The organism is Streptomyces griseus (genome assembly GCF_900460065.1).
GTDB lineage: Bacteria > Actinomycetota > Actinomycetes > Streptomycetales > Streptomycetaceae > Streptomyces > Streptomyces griseus.
Genome location: NZ_UAVD01000056.1, coordinates 163447 through 179452, shown reverse-complemented (window position 1 = coordinate 179452; position 16006 = coordinate 163447). Strand labels below are relative to the sequence as shown.

Below are 16006 nucleotides of genomic sequence, written 5' to 3'. Positions count from 1 at the left end.
GCATGCCCATGAACAGGCGAGAAATGGTCATGGCCACCACCGGGGCGGCGCTCGCCGCCGCGGCCGCCGTCCCCCTGCTGAGCGGCGGCGAAGGCGAGGGAGCCGCCGAGGCCGCCGCCGCACCGGCGAAGGCCACCGGCCGGGGCCGGGAGCACACCGAGCGCTATCTCGGCCGGTCCATACGGGTCGCCGCTCCGGCGGACGGCGGCGGTGTGTTCATCGACGGCCGGCCGCTCCACATCATGAAGTTCGCCGACGACGCCTACCTCAGCTCCATGTGCCACTACGAGATGGCCCCCACCCCGCTGCACGCGGCCCGGCGCGCCGTCGAGGAACTGCGCGGCGCCGCACTCCAGCCCTCCACGCACGGCACCCACGTCACGCACCTCTGACCCCTCCGGAACCGGCCCCGCAGCGAAGGAAACCCAGCGATGGTCCACGTACGCAAGAACCACCTCACCATGACGGCCGAGGAGAAACGCCGGTTCGTCCACGCGGTCCTGGAGATCAAGAGGCGCGGCATCTACGACCGGTTCGTCAAGCTCCACATACAGATCAACTCCACGGACTACCTCGACAAGGAGACCGGCAAGCGCCTCGGCCACGTCAACCCGGGGTTCCTGCCGTGGCACCGCCAGTACCTGCTGAAGTTCGAACAGGCCCTCCAGAAGGTCGACCCGCGCGTCACCCTGCCCTACTGGGACTGGACCACCGACCACGGCGAGAACTCACCGCTCTGGTCCGACACGTTCATGGGAGGCAACGGCCGGCCCGGCGACCGCCGCGTCATGACCGGGCCCTTCGCCCGCCGCAACGGCTGGAAGCTCAACATCAGCGTCATCCCGGAAGGCCCCGAGGATCCGGCCCTGAACGGCAACTACACCCACGACGACCGCGACTACCTCGTACGGGACTTCGGCACGCTCACCCCGGACCTGCCGACCCCGCAGGAGCTGGAGCAGACCCTCGACCTCACCGTCTACGACTGCCCGCCGTGGAACCACACCTCCGGCGGCACCCCGCCGTACGAGAGCTTCCGCAACCACCTGGAGGGCTACACCAAGTTCGCCTGGGAGCCGAGGCTCGGCAAGCTGCACGGCGCCGCGCACGTGTGGACCGGCGGCCACATGATGTACATCGGCTCGCCGAACGACCCGGTGTTCTTCCTCAACCACTGCATGATCGACCGCTGCTGGGCCCTGTGGCAGGCACGCCACCCGGACGTGCCCCACTACCTGCCGACCGTGCCGACCCAGGACGTGCCCGACCTCAACACCCCGCTCGGACCCTGGCACACCAAGACGCCCGCGGACCTGCTCGACCACACGCGGTTCTACACCTACGACCAGTAGCCCCCCGCGCCCCGCACCCACGCGGCGGCGCCGGACAGCGGATCACCGCTGCCCGGCGCCGCCGCGTTCTGGTACCCACCGCGCCTTCACCGCCCCGCACCTCCACCGCAACGAACCGGGAGAGACACCGTGTACGCAGTACTCGCCCTGTGCTGGCTCCTCGTCTTCTTCGACGGACTGGACGTCACGGTCTACGGCGCCGTCATGCCGTACATGCTCGACGACACCGCCTTTGGCCTCGACGCCGCGGCGGCCGGCCGGATCGGCAGCTGGACCACCTTCGGCATGCTCATCGGCGCGCTCGCCGCCGGCACCATCACGGACTGGATCGGCAGACGCACCGTCCTGGTCTGGTGCGTGCTCCTGTTCTCCGCCGGCTCCGGCGTCTGCGCGCTGGCCGGTGACCCGCTCCCGTTCGGAGCCGGCCGGTTCCTGGCCGGCCTCGGCCTCGGCGGCCTGATGCCGATCTGCCTGACCGTGGTGGCGGAGTTCGCACCGCCGCGGCGGATGGCCCTGGCCACCGGAGTGCTGATGACCGCCTACCACGCGGGCGGCATGGCGGCGACGGGCCTCGGCCTCGCACTCGCCCCGGACCACGGCTGGCGGTGGCCCTTCGCGGCGGGCGTGCTGCCCGCGATCATCGCCGTACCCCTGCTGCTGCGCCACCTGCCGGAGTCGCCGGGCGTGCTCTACGCCCGCGGCCGGTTCGAGCAGGCGCGCCTGACCGCCGAACGGTACGGACTTCCCGCGCCGTCCGCCGCGGACGCGCCGGCCGCCGGGGCCTCGGGCCGGCTGCGCGCGGTCCGCGACCTCGTGGCGCCCGGCCGCGCCCTGGCCACGCTGCTGCTGTGGGCCGCCTCCTTCTGCGGGCTGCTGCTCGTGTACGGCATCTCCACCTGGCTGCCGCAGCTGATGCGCTCCGCCGGCTACGGCCTGTCGACCTCGGTCGCCCTGCTCATGGTCATCAACGCGGGCGGCATCGTCGGCATGCCGGTCGCCGGACGGGTGGCCGACCGGTTCGGCGCCGTCCGCGTCGCGACCTGCTGGTTCCTGCTGACGGCGGCCGGGCTGGCCCTGCTGGCCACCGGCCCCTCGCTGGCCCTCACCTACGCGGTCGTCGCCTTCACCGGCATCTGGCTGTTCAGCGCCAGCACCATGGTCTACGCGGTCGCCGGGCGCTTCTACCCCGCCGCCGACCGCGCCGCGGGCCTGGGCTGGGTCACCGGGGTGGGACGGCTCGGCGCGGTGGTCAGTCCGATGCTCGGCGGCGCGCTCGTCGCCCGCGGGCTGGGAAGCGGGGGGTTCCTGGTCTTCGCCCTCGGCGGCGTCCTCGGCGCCGTCACCGTGCTCCTGGTGCCCGTCGTCGCGGCGGCCCGCACGCGCACGGACGCCGGCCGCGCCGCCGGGGGAGAACCGGGCGACGCGGCCGGGGCCGGGCGGGAGCCGAACTCCCGGGCGGAGACTACTTCTCCAGGCAGAACTCGTTGATCGGGTAGCCGACGTGACGGTCCTCGACGGGCAGGTAGCCGAGGACCGTGTCGCCGGGCTTCAGCTCGGTGCTGTTGAGGACCGTGCCACCGGGGCCGAGGACCCGGACGTGCCAGTCGTCCTGGAGGATCAGGTTGACGCGCCGGCCGTCCGGGGCCTCGGCGTCGATGGAGATCAGCGGGCGGGTCTCGATCTTCACGCGGCCCACGGTCACCAGCCGGGTGTTGCCCTTGATGTCGACGGCGGTGAGCTTGCTGCCCGTCTTCAGTTCGCTCAGGTAGTTCGTGCGCTCGTCCCTGCCCAGCGTGTACGAGTGGATGGCGCCGGCGTTGACGCGGAACGGCCGGGTCGGCATGTACGGCAGCGGGTGGGTCTCGCTGACGCAGAGGATCATGCCCTTGGAGTGCGAGCCGACCAGGATGCCCTCGTCCTCGCCGAAATGCGTGGTGGTGTCCACGCAGGCCCGCTCGCCCATGCCGATGTGGCTGGTCTCCACGACGCGCAGCTCGGTGAGGTTGAGGTTGGGGATGCCGGCCTCGGCGATCCGCTTCAGCTCGGCGGCGTCACCGACCGTCTTCGGGGCCATCATCACGCCGTCCGAGCCGTGCTCCAGCACGCCGAAGAGGATCTCCGCCTCCTCCAGGTCCTGCGCGATGGTCACCATCGAACCGGAGGCGCGCGCGGCGGCGGCGATCACGATCTCCAGCGGGATCTTGGTCGGGTCGCGGAACAGCAGGACGGACCACTTCTCGGTCCGCGAGGACTCGCAGGCGTCCTCCAGCGTCGGCGCGTCGATGATCTCCACGAACCGCCCGAACTCGATCTCCGGGTGCTTGAGCGCCAGTTCGGCGGGGGTCACACCGTGCTTCGACGGGTCGACGACGACGACCGTCGCCTCGCCGAACTCCTCCGGGATCTGCTTCCCCACCACCAGCAGGACCTTGGCCACGGTGGGCGGCAGGTCCGCGAGGTGGGCGGGGTCGTCGGCGACCAGCGCTTCCACCCGGTGGTGCAGGGCCTCCTGGACGATGGCGGCACGGGCCTCGCCCACGGAACGGATGTCGAGCCAGGTCAGCTTCGACGACGACGAAGGCGACGACGAAGCCGACGAGGACGCAGATGACGAGGACGACGAGGACGGAGACGGAGACGGAGACGAAGACATGAGAGAACTCCTCAGTGGCGATGGGACGGTGAACGGGGACTCGTGGTGCGGTTCCGGGCGCTGACGTCGGCCGGATCAGGCGGCTCCGGCGGCGGCGCCGGCCGGAGCCCGGGCCGCGCCCCTGGTGCCGCTGTTGTGGATGAGGTCGGAGAGCTTGTCCGCCATCGCGCCGGGATCAGGGGCCTGGAAGACGTTGCGGCCCATGGCGACACCGGCCGCGCCGCCGCGCAGCGCGTCGTCGACGTAGGCGAGGATCCGGCTCTCGTCACTGTCGCGCGGTCCGCCGACCACGACGACCGGAACGGGCGAGGCCGCGGTGATCTCGGCCATCGCCGCGACCGATCCGACGTACAGCGTCTTGACCAGGTCGGCGCCGAGGTCCACGGCCACCTGGACGGCATGGGCGACGAGCGCCGGATCGCGCGGGTCGTCGATCTTGGGGCCGCGCGGATACATCATCGCCAGCAGCGGTACGTTCCAGCGGTCGCAGGCCTCCGCGACCGCCGCCATGTCCGCGATCTGGTGGCGTTCCCCCTCGGAGCCGAGATTGACGTGGACGCTCACCGCGTCCGCGCCCATGCGCAGGCTCTCCTCGACGCTCGACACCAGGTACTTGGCGTTCGGGTCGGGCGCGTGCACGGTGCTGGCGCTGAGGTGCACGATCAGCGAGGTCCGCGTGAACCACTCCGGGTCCACGTGGCGCAGCGAGCCCTTGTGCAGGACGATCCCGTCGACGTGGTGGGAGGCCAGTTCGCCGACGAGCGGGTCGAGGCGGTGGGCACGGCTCAGCGGGCCGTCGGTGATCGAGTGGTCGAGCGGCACGATGAACAGCCGGTCGGGGTCGTGGTGATGGAGCCGCTGGAGTCGCAGACTCCTGGCGAAGGGCGCGTTCGGGGCCATCAGTGCTCCTGTCGGGTATCGCCGGAGAGCATCGGCGGAGGGTTTTCCGGCCGGGTTCAGGGCCGGGGAGTCAGGCTTGCGGGCACCGCGCCCGCCTCGGCGCCGAGGCCGAACTCGCTGTGCAGCAGGCCCACCGCGCGGACCGCGTCGGAGCGGGGCACCGTCACCGAGACCCGCAGCTGGGACGCGGTCAGCGACCGGGCGCTGATGCCGGAGCCGACGAGCGAGGCCAGCATCCGGGACGCGTACTCGGGCCGGCTGAGCAGGCCCTGGCCGACGATCGAGACCTTGGCGACCTGGTCCTCGACCTCGACCCCGTGCGGGCGCGGGGCCATGAGGTCGCTGAACGACCGCCCGACGTCCGCCGCGTGCGAGCGGCGCACCGTGAAACCGAGCGAGAAGCCGCCGTCGGGCGCGGAGGAGACCGTGGTCATGTCGGCGGGGATGGACTCCTTCGCCAGGAACCGGAAGACGTCGGCGGAGGGGTCGGGGGTGTCGTGGGTGCGCAGGGTGATCCGGGCGATGTCGGCGTCGTGGACGACGGCCGACACCGCCGTCCTGTCCTCAAGCATGTCGTTTCCGTCTCGTCGATGGATACGGGTGCCGGTCCGCGTGGCCGTCGACCGGCCCACGAGGATGTCGACGTCGTAGAGGGCGGCCAGTTCGACGGCCCGCGCGTGCATGACCCGGGCTCCGGCGAAGGCCATCTCGGTCATCACGTCGATGTCGATGTCGGGCATGAGCCGGGCGTCGGGGACGACGCGCGGGTCAGCGGTGAACACGCCGGGCACGTCGCTGTAGATCTCGCAGTGGCCGGAGCGCAGTTCGGCCGCGACCGCGACGGCCGTGGTGTCCGAACCGCCGCGGCCGAGCGTGATGATGTCGCCCTCGGCGGTGACGCCCTGGAAACCGGCGAGCACCACGGTCCGCCCGGCGTCCAGGAGCGTGCGCAACTGGTCGGTGTCGACCGCGACGATGACCCCCGCGCCGTGCGGCCCGGTGGCGAGCACGCCGCTGCGGGCGCCGGACAGCGCGGTCGCCGCCAGTCCGCCCCGCTGGAGGGCCATCGCCATCAGCGCCGCGGAGGCGGTCTCGCCGGTGGCGAGCAACTGGTCGAGTTCGTGGCCCGCCGGCCGCGGGTTGACCGCCTCCGCCCGGCCGACCAGCTCGTCGGTGGTGTCGCCCTGTGCGGAGACCACGACCACCACCCGCCGCCCGGAGCGGGCGAGCGCGCCGACCCGGTCGGCGACCTGACGTACCTGGGACACGGTGGCGAGCGAACTGCCGCCGTACTTCTGGACCACCACGTCGCCCGTGGGACGGCTGCCCTGCGTAGTCACGCCTGCTTCCCCCCGCCTTGTCGGGCCCGGCCTCCCGAGCACTGCGACGAGCTTCCAGGAGGGGGATATCGGGGCCGTCTCTCCGTCGCACCGGCGGGCTATTGCGTGCGTATCGGGACAGTGCGGACGCGGTGGGGGGCCTGCCGGGCCCGGTGGCCCGGGCGCGTGGCCCGGCCCCGCCCGTTCCCCGGCCTCCCGTGGCCCGCCTTCCCGCGGCCCACCCGTCCGAGGCCCGGCCACCCCCCTCCCGGCCTCCCGGCCATCCGGCCCGCGGCCACCCCGCTCCCGGCCTCCCGGCCATCCGGCCCGCGGCCACCCCGCTCCCGGCCTCCCGGCCATCCGGCCCGCGGCCACCCCGCTCCCGGCCTCCCGCTCCCGAATGCCCGGGTCCGCTGACACACTGGCCCCATGCCCCCGCCCAGCCCCCGCCGCCTCTCGCTCCAGCAGATCGTCGAAGGGCAGCGGCGCGCCGCCTTCGTCGGCAGGCAGGCCGAACTCGGCCTCTACCGCACCAACTTCGCGCTGCCGCCCGAGGACCCCCGGCACCGGTTCGTCTTCCATGTGCGGGGCAACGCCGGGGTCGGCAAGACCTCGCTCGTACGGGAATGGCGCGAGGCGGCGGGGGAGTTCGGGGCGCTGACCGCGTCGGTCGACGAGAGCGCCGACTCCGTGCCGGACGTACTCGCCGACTTCGCCGCCCAGTTCGCCGAGCAGGGCCACCCGCTCAAGGCGCTGGACCGGCTGCTCGCTACCTATCGGCGCGCGCGCCACGACGCGGCCGGCCGGCTCGCGGCGGACAGCGAAACGCCGGGCGGGGCCCCTTCCCCCGGGGCGCTCGCCGCCGCGCAGGCCGGGCTGATCGCGGCCGGGGCGATCCCCGTCGTCGGGGCGCTCGCCGGGGGCATCGACCCGGCGGTCGTGGCGCGCGGCGCGGGCGGACTGCGGGCGGTTTTCGGGGGCCGGGCCCGGCAGCAGGAGGAGGCGCTGCTGCTGGCGGAACCGGTACGGGTCCTCACCCCGGTCTTCGTCGCCGAGCTGGACCGGGTCGCGGACACCGTGCCCTGGATCGCCCTCTTCCTGGACACCTACGAGCGCACCGCACCCCAACTGGACCGCTGGCTCGCGGACCTGCTGACCCCCGGCCGTTACGGGGACCTGCCCGCCAACCTCGTGCTCACCCTGGCCGGCCAGCGCCGCCTCGACCCCGTCCACTGGGGCGACCGGAGCCGGCTGGTCGCCGACGTGCCGCTCGGTCCGTTCACCGAGGCGGAGTCGCGCCAACTCCTGCACGGTCGCGGGGTGGTGACGGAGTCCGTCGTACGGGAGGTGCTGCGGCTCTCCGGCGGGCTGCCGGTCCTGGTCTCCACGCTCGCCGCCAACCCCGGGGCGGCCGGCGAGGCCAACGCCACCGCCGTGGAGCGCTTCCTGGCCGGGGAGAGCGACCCGGCGCGGCGGGCGGCGGCGCTCGCCTGCGCGCTGCCCCGCCGGTTCGACGAGGACCTGGTCGCCGTCGCCGTGGCCGCGCCGAGGAACGGGCCGCACGCCGTGCCCGATCTCTACGACTGGCTGCACGAGCTGCCGTTCGTCGCCGAGCGGCACTCCGGCCACTCCCGCTACCACGCCGTCGTCCGGGCCCCGATGCTCCGCCTCCAGCGCACCGGGTCGCCACGCCGGTGGAAGGCCGCGCACGACCGGCTGGCCGACGCCTTCGTCGCCCGGCGCGACGCGGCGGCCGAGGGCATCGACCCGGAGCGCCTCTGGGCCGAGCAGCCCTGGCGGCGGGCGGCCCTGGACGTGCTCTACCACCGGCTCTGCGCCCGCCCCCGGACCGCGCTGCCCGAGGCCCTGCGCGCCGGGATCGAGCTGTGCGGGCAGGCCCCGTCCCGCGCCCGGCACTGGGCCCGGACCCTCGCGGAGGCGGGCGAGGACGCCGACAACGCCGTACTGCGCGACTGGGGCAGGGACCTGCTGGCCGCCATAACGGACCACGGTCCCCGGCCCACCGCCGCCCTCGGGCTCCTGCTGACCCGGGCCGAGCTGACCGACACCGACCGGGCCGCCGCCCTCGTGGTGCGCGCCTGGGACCGGTTCCGCGCCGGGGAGCTCGACGCCGCGCTGTCCGACCACGGGCGGGCCATCGCCGTGGACCCGCGCAGCGAACGCGCCCACCAGGGCCGGGCGGTGATCCTGCGCTCGCTCGGCCGCCACGAGGAGGCCCTCGCCGATCTGGACCGGGCCGAGGAGATCGCGCCCGCCTGGGCCTGGGCGGTGCGCGAGCGCGGGGAGACGTACCGGCGGATGGGGCGCCTTGCCGAGGCCCTGACCGTACTGGACCGGGCGCACGCCCTCGACCCGTCCGACGCCGTGCCGCTGGGCAGCCGCGGCCTGGTCCGCCATGCGCTGGGCCGGCACGAGGAGGCGCTCGACGACTTCGACCGGGCGATCGCGCTGTGGCCGGAGTACGCCTGGGCGCTGGTGAGGCGGTCCCGGGTCCGCACCGTCCTGGGCGATCCGGTGGGCGCCCTCGCCGATCTGGACCGGGCCGAGGAGCTGTCGCCCGGGCAGGCCGGAACGGAGGGGGAGCGGGGCGAGGTGTACCGGGCGACGGACCGGCCCGGGGAGGCCGTCGCCTGCTACGACCGGGCCTTGGCCCTGGACCCGGACTACGCCTGGGCGTACGGCAGCAGGGCCCTCGCCCTGGAGGCGCTCGGCCGGGTCCCGGAGGCGTTGGCGGACCTGGACCGGGCGCTGGAGCTGGACCCGGACTACGCGTGGGCGCGGGCGCAGCGGAGGCGGCTGGCGGCGGAGGGGTGACCAGGAAGCCGCGCGCGGCTTTCGCGCGCCGCGGCGGTTCGCGGGCCGGCAGGGGCCTGCCGGATCGTGACGGACGGACTCCGAGCCGCGCGGGCCCGTCCGCCCACCGCCCCCCGTCCCACCGTCCACCGCCCCCGACCACCGCCCAAAAACGACCTCAAGGACGTCCGTCGACATACCCGTACGTACCCAGGTCGCCCCCTCTACCGCCCGTTCCCGTTCGATTACAGTGCTTGCGCGGTCGCCCGCGGAGGCCCGCGCGGCGAGCACGTGGTGACGGGGAGGGGCGGGGTGAGCACAGGGACCACGGCGGTCTGGGGCCGGGCCGAACAGCAGGACTTCCGCAGCCGGGTCCGCGGGACCCTGCTCGGCGGGGCCGTCGGGGACGCGCTCGGGGCCGGGGTCAGCGGGCTGGTGCTGGAGGAGATCCGGGCCGCCCACGGCGTCGAGGGGGTCGTCGACTACGTCCCCGCGCACGGCAGACGCGGCGCCGTCACCTCCCTCACCCAGCTGACCCTGTTCACCGTCGACGGGCTGATCCGCGCCCAGGTCCGCCGGGACACCGGGGCCTGGCACCCGCCCAGCGACGTGCACCGCGCCCATCTGCGCTGGGCCGCCACCCAGCACGACTGGGGGCCCGACGAGCGGCGCGAGGACAACGGCTGGCTGGCCGCCGAGGAGTGGCTGTACGCCCGTCGCGAGCCGACCCGGGAGTGCCTGGGCGGCTTCGGCGACTCCGTCATGGGGACCCTCGACCAGCCGAAGAACCCCACCGCCCGGGACGCGGGGGCCCTCACCCGGTCCGCGCCGTTCGGGCTGCTGGTGGGCTGGGAGCCGGGGCTCGTGCTCCAGTTGGCCGTCGAGTGCGCGGCCCAGTCCCACGGTCACCCCGCGGCCCAGCTGGCCGCCGGAGCCTTCGCCGTACTGGTGCACGGCCTCGCGCGGGGCGAGAGCCTGGACGGGGCCGTGCAGAACGTCCTGGCGCTGCTGGCCGAGCGTCCGGGCCACGAGCCGGTGACCGAGGCGCTGCGGGAGGCCCTGGGCTCCGTGCGGCAGGGTATTCCCGGCCCGGCACTGATCGAGGCGCTCGGCGCGAGCGACGCCGCCGAGGAGGTCCTCGCCGGTGCCGTGTACTGCGCGTTGGTCAGCGAGGACGTCCGGCACGGGCTGCGGCTCGCGGTGAACCACAGCGGCCCTTCCCGTGCCACCGCGTCGGTCTGCGGGGCACTGCTCGGGGCGCTGCACGGCGAGACCGCGCTGCCGCCGGCCTGGCTCGCGGAGCTGGAGGGGCGGGCCACGCTCCTCGAACTGGCCGACGACTTCGCGATGGAGATGACCCAGGGTCCCGCCCTGCACAGCCCGGCCGCCGTCGCTCCGGGCTGGCTGGCCCGCTACCCGCGGGGCTGACGCGCGGGGCGGGCCGACCGCCCGACCGCGCCGGCCGGCCTCCTGACAGCCCGCCCGACCGCCCGCACGGCCGGGGCGGGGCGGGCAGCTTCGGCCCACCCGCCCGGCCGGGCGGCTCCGGCTATCCGCGCGGTCGGGGGGCGGGGGCCGGGCCCCCGTCCTGGGCGGGGATCTCGGCGGCCGTCGCCGTACCGTCCGGCTCGCCGCCCCCGTCCCCCTCGTTGATCCGGGTCAGCAGCGCGTCCCGCTCCGGGGTGTCCTCCGGCTTGACCTGGCCGATCAGGACGTAGAGCACGAGCGAGACGGCGAGCGGCACGGACACCTGGTACTGGAGCGGCACCCCGCCTTCGACGGACCAGTGGATCGGGTAGTTGACCAGCCAGAAGGCGAACAGTCCCGAGGCCCAGCTGACCAGTGCCGCCGTCGGCCCGGACTTCCGGAACGGGCGCAGCAGACCCAGCATGAACGGGATCGCGATCGGGCCCATCAGCCCGGCGACCCACTTGATCACGACGGTGATGATGTCCTTGAACGCGGGGGAGTTGATCTGGGTCGCGATGGCCATCGACAGTGCGAGGAAGGCCACGGTGGTCCAGCGGGCCGCGATCAGCCCGGCGCGTTCGTTCCAGCCGCGCGCCGCCTTGGAGAGCGTCGGGGCGATGTCCCGGGTGAAGACGGCCGCGATGGCGTTGGCGTCGGAGGAGCACATGGCCATCGTGTGCGAGAAGAAGCCGACGATGACCAGGCCCAACAGGCCGTGCGGCAGCAGCTGTTCGGTCATCAGGGCGTAGCTGTCGGAGGCGTCCGGCTTCTGGGCGTCGACCAGCAGCGGAGCGACCCACATCGGGAAGAACAGCACCAGCGGCCAGACGAACCACAGGAGCGCCGACAGCCGTGCCGACCGGGTGGCGGAGGCGGCCGAGTCGGTCGCCATGTACCGCTGGGCCTGGTTCCACATGCCGCCGTTGTACTCGAAGGTCTTGATGAACAGGAACGCCATCAGGAACGTCACCGTGTACGGGCCCGCGGTCGGGTCCGCGTGTCCCTCCGGGAGCTCGTCCCAGACCGTCCACAGGGTGGCGAAGCCGTCGAGCTCCCTCATCACGGCGTACAGCATCGCCAGCCCGGCGAACAACTGGATGATGAACTGGCCCAGTTCGGTGAGGGCGTCCGCCCACAGCCCGCCCACGGTGCAGTAGATCCCGGTGACGACCCCGGTGATCAGGATGCCCTGGGTGATGGAGAGGCCGGTGAAGACGGACAGCAGGGTGGCGATGGCCGCCCACTTGGCGCCGACGTCCACGATCTTCAGCAGCAGCCCCGACCAGGCGAGCGCCTGCTGGGTCCGGATGTTGTAGCGGTTCTTGAGGTACTCCAGGGGCGAGGCGACGTGGAGCCGTGAGCGCAGCCGGTTCAGCCGGGGGGCGAAAAGCTTCGCGCCGATGAAGATGCCGATGGCGATGGGCAGCGACCAGGTCACGAAGGACGTGATCCCGTACTGGTACGCGATGCCCGCGTAGCCGGTGAACATCACCGCGCTGTAGCCGGACATGTGGTGCGAGATGCCCGACAGCCACCACGGCATCCGGCCGCCGGCCGTGAAGAAGTCGCTGACGTTGTCCACGCGTTGGTGCGACCAGAGTCCGATCGCGACCATCACGCCGAAGTAGCCGATGAGTACAGCCCAGTCGAGACTGTTCATGTCCCCCTCCAGGGGTCCGCCTTGTGAACGGGAACGCACTTCGCCGGTACGGCCGTTCAGCGGCATCCCCTTGCGGGAGCGGGGACTTCGGGGATTGAACCCCCTGTGAGGGCGCGCGGTCAAGGCTGACTGCGGTCACAGATGTGAACGCAGGTCAACAAGGCGAACGATTTTACTCGTTCTTGACCTTGTGGGGCGTTGTCGCGAACGTGACAGCGGCCACACGATGGGCGGGCACTTCGTCAGGCTGTGCGGAGACGATCAGGGAGTGCGCGGCGACGCGCGAAGGCCGCACGGGATGCGGGTCCCGTGCGGCCGAGAAGTCGGGAGGGAGGGCGCTCGTGTACGAGCGGCGCGGGTAGCGCGAGTGGCGTGAGCCGTGCGGTCGAGTGCCGGGAGCGGTGTCGGTGGTACGAGTGGCGGCAGCGGCGGCAGCGGCGTCGGCGGCGCTCGTGGGAGAAGCGGTGCGAGGGGGTGACGGGCAGCGGCCCGGAGCGCCCGCGCGAGCCGCGTGGTGCGGGCGTCAGCGCATCAGCTCGCCCGCGTTGACCAGTAGCGACTGGCCGGTGATCGCCCGGGCCCGGTCGGAGGCCAGGAAGGCGACGGCCTCCGCCACGTCCCCGTCCGTGGCCAGCTCCGGCAGCGCCATCCGCTCGGTGAGCCGGGCCAGCACCTCGGACTCCGGTGCGCCCTCGGTGTCCGCCGTGAACCGGACGTACGCCTGCACCGGCGGCCCCCACATCCATCCCGGCAGCACCGTGTTGACCCGGATCCGGTCCGGGCCCAGCTCCCGGGCGAGCGAGTACATGGCCGAGGTGAGCGCCCCCTTGGACGCCGCGTAGGCCGCCTGCCACACCTGGGAGGGCGCGGCCACCGCGGACTGGGTGCCGATCACCACCACCGAGCCGCCCCGCTCCTTCAGGGCCGGCAGGCAGGCCCGGGTCATCCGCAGCGTGCCCAGGAGGTTCACGTCGATGACCGACTGCCAGGTGGCGAAGTCGGCGTCCTGGAGTCCGCCGAAGTAGCTGTCCCAGGCGGCGACGTGGACCACCGCGTCGATCCCCCCGAACCGCTCCACCGCCAGCGCCGCCAGCGCCTCGCACTGGGCCTCGTCCGTGATGTCGGTGGGGAGGTGGGCGGTGTGCCGGCCGTCCGGGTCGATCTCCGCCGCGGACCTGGCCAGATTCGCCGCCGTACGGGCCCCCAGCACCGCACGCCCGCCGTCCCGGACCACGGTCTCCGCGACCCGGTGCCCGAGCCCCGGCCCGACACCCGACACGATGACGGTCTTCCCCGCGAGCAACATCGGCGCCTCCCGGCCCTGGCAGTTTATCTGACGGACCGTCAGAGTAGGGGGGCGCGGGGGCCGATGGAAGGGGAAGGGAGACACGGTGGGCGAAGACGGGACGGCGAGCGAGAGGTACGCGGAGCTGGCGTCGGCCGGGCCGTACGGGGTGCGCCCGGGGCACGCCCTGATCACCATGGTCGAACCGCATCCGGGCCATGAGTACGCCTACAACCGCTGGTACGAGGACGACCACTACTACGCGGGGGCCACGGCGATGCCGTGGATCTTCGCCGGGCGGCGCTGGGTGGCCACCAAGGACCTCCAGGAGCTGCGGTATCCGGAGGAGTCGGCGGTGGCCCGGCCGGTCGGCGCGGGGTGCTACCTGTCGACGTACTGGGTGACCGAGGGGCGCTACGACGACCACATGAAGTGGACCGTCGCCATCAACAAGCGGCTGAACCGGGACGGCCGGGTCTACCAGGACCGGACCCACGTCTTCACGGCGTTCCAGGACCACGAGGCCACCGTCTACCGCGACGGGGCCGCCGGACCCCGGGACTTCCACGCGCTCGACCACCCGTACACGGGCCTCGTTCTCCAGGTCGTCGACGCGGAGGGGCCCGAACGGCGGGCGGAACTGCTGGAGTGGCTGTGCTCGCGCCATCTTCCGAAGCGGTTGAAGGGGTCGCCCGCGGCCATGGTCACGGTGTTCCGGCCGACGCCCCTGCCCGGCGACCGGATGACGTATGTGAAGCAGGTCGAGGGGGTCGACACCCGGCTGACACTGCTGTGGTTCCTCCAGGAGGACCCGCGGAGCTGCTGGGAGCGGTGCTTCACGGGCCTGGACGCGGCGGTCGAGGAGGCGGGGCTCGGGCGGGTCGAGCTCGTCGCGCCGTTCGTGCCGACCGTCCCGGGGACGGACCGGTACGTCGACCGGCTGCGGTGACGCGGCGGATCGGCGCCGGATCGTGCCGAGCCCCCTCGGCCAGGACGGCGAACCGGTCGAGAGGGCTCCATCAGGTGGTGCTGTCGAGCTGTCGTGCTGTGAGGCGGGTGTTGCGGTGGGGCGAGGTCAGGCGTTGATCGTGCCCGCGGCGACATCGCGCACGAACGCGTTCCACGCACCGGGGACGAAGGTGAGCGAGGGGCCCTCGGGGGCCTTCGAGTCGCGGACGGCGATGGAGAGCGCGACCGGGGACTTGACCTCGACGCACGCGCCGTTGCCCCCGGAGTACGACGACTTCGTCCACGTGTCCGTAGCACCCTGAAGAATTGCCATGTTCACTCCGGTTCAGAGAGTTGGGTGGGTCGCACCAACCTGATTCCGATTGGCGTGATCGACGCTACTCGCCAAGCCCCGCCCATGAGATGGCCGTTCACTCGACCGGATGGTCTTTCTCCGGTAGGCCTTCCGTGGCGAGTGAGCGGCGGTGTATCATCGCGCCGCCCGCTCGCTCGTTCCCGGAATGGCTCGTATGCGACGCGCCGGCTCCGACGCGTCAACTCGTGTACGACTTCGCGATCTTGCTGATGAACTCCCGGGTCTGCTCCACGTTCAGTGCCTGCGCCCGCAGGTGTTCGTACATCACGCTGTAGCGCTGCACGTCGTTCGCCTTCTCCAGGTAGAGATCGCTCGTGACGCCCTCGATGTAGACGACGCTGGAGTCCGCGGCGTCCGGGAACTCCAGGATCGCGTACTGGCCGTTGACGCCCGGGTGGGCGCCCATGTCGAACGGCAGGACCTGGACGGTGACGTGCGGCAGCTGGGACTGCTCGACGAGGTGCTCCAGCTGGTCGATCATCACCTGCTTGTCGCCGACCACCCGGCGCAGCGCCGACTCGTCGATCACGGCCCACAGGCGCAGCGGGTTCTCCGGCGCGTTGACCCGGTCCTGCCGTCGCGACCGTACGTTGACCCGCTTCTCGATGTCCGACGGAGGGGCCTCGGGAAGCGCGCCGCTGATCAACGCCTCGGCGTACGCCCGGGTCTGGAGCAGGCCCGGGATCATCTGCGGCTCGTAGACCCGCAGCGATTCCGCGTCGGTCTCCAGACCGATGTAGACGCTGTACGGGATGTCGCCGAAGGCGTGCCACCAGCCCTGCTGGCGGGAGTCCTTCGCCATCTGCATCAGCGAGTCGACGATGCGGTGGTCCTCGACCTCGTACACCCCGCAGAGGTCGCGGACATCGCGCTGGCTGATGGACCGGCGGCCGTTCTCCAGACGGCTGATCTTCGACTGCGAGACCAGCAGACGCTCCGCCACTTCCTCGGCCGTCATGCCTTTGAGTTCGCGCAGGCGGCGCAATTCCTGGCCCAACCTGCGTCGCCTGACAGTGGGGTTGACGTTGGACGGCACGGAAACGGCACCTCCGGCTATGTAGCTGTGCGTATCTACTGCTCAGCAGATTGCCACCCCTTGCCCCGGCCGCGCTGGGAAACGGCCACACGCGGGGCGCGGGGGCGTACGCACCGGTGCGCGGGAGGGCGCGCACGCGCACGGGGCAGCCGGTGGTGGTGACTACCGGCTGCCCCGTGCGTGGTGCGGCTCC

At 72.8% G+C, this 16006-nt stretch carries 14 protein-coding genes; 7 read left to right on the top strand and 7 right to left on the bottom strand.

Features of this window, described 5'->3' with window-relative positions; genetic code table 11:
* The first annotated feature begins 8 nt into the window (after positions 1 to 8).
* The 3 genes from DTB53_RS34495 to DTB53_RS34485 all read left to right on the top strand — a co-directional run bounded on the left by DTB53_RS34495 (position 9) and on the right by DTB53_RS34485 (position 2840).
* Positions 9 to 392 (top strand): tyrosinase family oxidase copper chaperone, encoded by a 384-nt coding sequence (locus DTB53_RS34495; RefSeq protein WP_236586247.1) that lies wholly within the window; start codon positions 9 to 11, stop codon positions 390 to 392.
* A gap of 39 nt (positions 393 to 431) precedes the next feature.
* Positions 432 to 1352: a grixazone synthase gene (gene griF, locus DTB53_RS34490; protein ID WP_012380459.1), complete on the top strand. Its 921-nt coding sequence runs from the start codon at positions 432 to 434 to the stop codon at positions 1350 to 1352.
* A gap of 129 nt (positions 1353 to 1481) precedes the next feature.
* Positions 1482 to 2840 carry an MFS transporter gene (locus tag DTB53_RS34485; RefSeq protein WP_012380460.1) on the top strand — a complete coding sequence of 453 codons (1359 nt, stop codon included), beginning with the start codon at positions 1482 to 1484 and terminating at the stop codon, positions 2838 to 2840.
* On the opposite strand, the gene griH is transcribed toward DTB53_RS34485, so the two are convergent.
* A complete protein-coding gene (gene griH / locus DTB53_RS34480) occupies positions 2815 to 3891 on the bottom strand; it encodes a 3-amino-4-hydroxybenzoic acid synthase (protein WP_236586246.1) in 1077 nt (358 codons plus the stop codon). The two genes, DTB53_RS34485 and griH, sit on opposite strands and share 26 nt — an antisense overlap.
* Positions 3892 to 3898: 7 nt before the next feature.
* Here griH and DTB53_RS37775 point away from each other — a divergent pair, with 7 nt between their 5' ends.
* Positions 3899 to 4069 (top strand): hypothetical protein, encoded by a 171-nt coding sequence (locus tag DTB53_RS37775; RefSeq protein WP_236586245.1) that lies wholly within the window; start codon positions 3899 to 3901, stop codon positions 4067 to 4069.
* Positions 4070 to 4080: 11 nt separating this feature from the next.
* Here DTB53_RS37775 and griI read toward each other — a convergent pair whose 3' ends face one another.
* Together griI and DTB53_RS34470 are read right to left on the bottom strand one after the other, a co-directional pair.
* Entirely contained in the window at positions 4081 to 4905 is an 825-nt protein-coding gene (griI, locus tag DTB53_RS34475; protein ID WP_012380462.1) for a 2-amino-4,5-dihydroxy-6-oxo-7-(phosphonooxy)heptanoate synthase, read from the bottom strand.
* Between the two features lie 56 nt (positions 4906 to 4961).
* Positions 4962 to 6245 carry an aspartate kinase gene (locus DTB53_RS34470; RefSeq protein ID WP_012380463.1) on the bottom strand — a complete coding sequence of 428 codons (1284 nt, stop codon included), beginning with the start codon at positions 6243 to 6245 and terminating at the stop codon, positions 4962 to 4964.
* Between the two features lie 408 nt (positions 6246 to 6653).
* Here DTB53_RS34470 and DTB53_RS34465 point away from each other — a divergent pair, with 408 nt between their 5' ends.
* Together DTB53_RS34465 and DTB53_RS34460 are read left to right on the top strand one after the other, a co-directional pair.
* Entirely contained in the window at positions 6654 to 9059 is a 2406-nt protein-coding gene (locus tag DTB53_RS34465; protein WP_003968443.1) for a tetratricopeptide repeat protein, read from the top strand.
* 291 nt (positions 9060 to 9350) lie between these two features.
* A complete protein-coding gene (locus DTB53_RS34460) occupies positions 9351 to 10466 on the top strand; it encodes an ADP-ribosylglycohydrolase family protein (protein WP_012380464.1) in 1116 nt (371 codons plus the stop codon).
* Between the two features lie 121 nt (positions 10467 to 10587).
* Here the strand turns inward: DTB53_RS34460 and DTB53_RS34455 are convergent, their stop codons facing one another.
* Positions 10588 to 12168 carry a sodium:solute symporter family protein gene (locus DTB53_RS34455; RefSeq protein WP_012380465.1) on the bottom strand — a complete coding sequence of 527 codons (1581 nt, stop codon included), beginning with the start codon at positions 12166 to 12168 and terminating at the stop codon, positions 10588 to 10590.
* Between the two features lie 523 nt (positions 12169 to 12691).
* Positions 12692 to 13474 carry an SDR family oxidoreductase gene (locus DTB53_RS34450; RefSeq protein WP_012380466.1) on the bottom strand — a complete coding sequence of 261 codons (783 nt, stop codon included), beginning with the start codon at positions 13472 to 13474 and terminating at the stop codon, positions 12692 to 12694.
* Positions 13475 to 13559: 85 nt separating this feature from the next.
* Between DTB53_RS34450 and DTB53_RS34445 the strand changes: the two genes are divergently transcribed.
* Complete coding sequence (locus DTB53_RS34445; protein WP_012380467.1) at positions 13560 to 14402, top strand: hypothetical protein; 843 nt, start codon at positions 13560 to 13562, stop codon at positions 14400 to 14402.
* A 126-nt stretch (positions 14403 to 14528) separates the two neighbouring features.
* On the opposite strand, the gene DTB53_RS34440 is transcribed toward DTB53_RS34445, so the two are convergent.
* Together DTB53_RS34440 and DTB53_RS34435 are read right to left on the bottom strand one after the other, a co-directional pair.
* On the bottom strand, positions 14529 to 14735 hold the full coding sequence (locus DTB53_RS34440) for a DUF397 domain-containing protein (protein ID WP_003968448.1): 207 nt from the start codon (positions 14733 to 14735) through the stop codon (positions 14529 to 14531).
* Positions 14736 to 14955: 220 nt separating this feature from the next.
* Positions 14956 to 15813, bottom strand: coding sequence for a helix-turn-helix domain-containing protein (locus DTB53_RS34435; protein WP_003968449.1), 858 nt, complete (start codon positions 15811 to 15813; stop codon positions 14956 to 14958).
* Between the last annotated feature and the right edge of the window lie 193 nt (positions 15814 to 16006).

Coding starts and splice junctions, on each gene's coding strand:
- DTB53_RS34450 (WP_012380466.1), bottom strand. CDS start 13,474: ATGTTGCTCGCGGGGAAGACCGTCATCGTGTCGGGTGTCGGGCCGGGG.
- DTB53_RS37775 (WP_236586245.1), top strand. CDS start 3,899: ATGTCGAGCCAGGTCAGCTTCGACGACGACGAAGGCGACGACGAAGCC.
- DTB53_RS34455 (WP_012380465.1), bottom strand. CDS start 12,168: ATGAACAGTCTCGACTGGGCTGTACTCATCGGCTACTTCGGCGTGATG.
- griF (WP_012380459.1), top strand. CDS start 432: ATGGTCCACGTACGCAAGAACCACCTCACCATGACGGCCGAGGAGAAA.
- griI (WP_012380462.1), bottom strand. CDS start 4,905: ATGGCCCCGAACGCGCCCTTCGCCAGGAGTCTGCGACTCCAGCGGCTC.
- DTB53_RS34495 (WP_236586247.1), top strand. CDS start 9: ATGAACAGGCGAGAAATGGTCATGGCCACCACCGGGGCGGCGCTCGCC.
- DTB53_RS34465 (WP_003968443.1), top strand. CDS start 6,654: ATGCCCCCGCCCAGCCCCCGCCGCCTCTCGCTCCAGCAGATCGTCGAA.
- DTB53_RS34440 (WP_003968448.1), bottom strand. CDS start 14,735: ATGGCAATTCTTCAGGGTGCTACGGACACGTGGACGAAGTCGTCGTAC.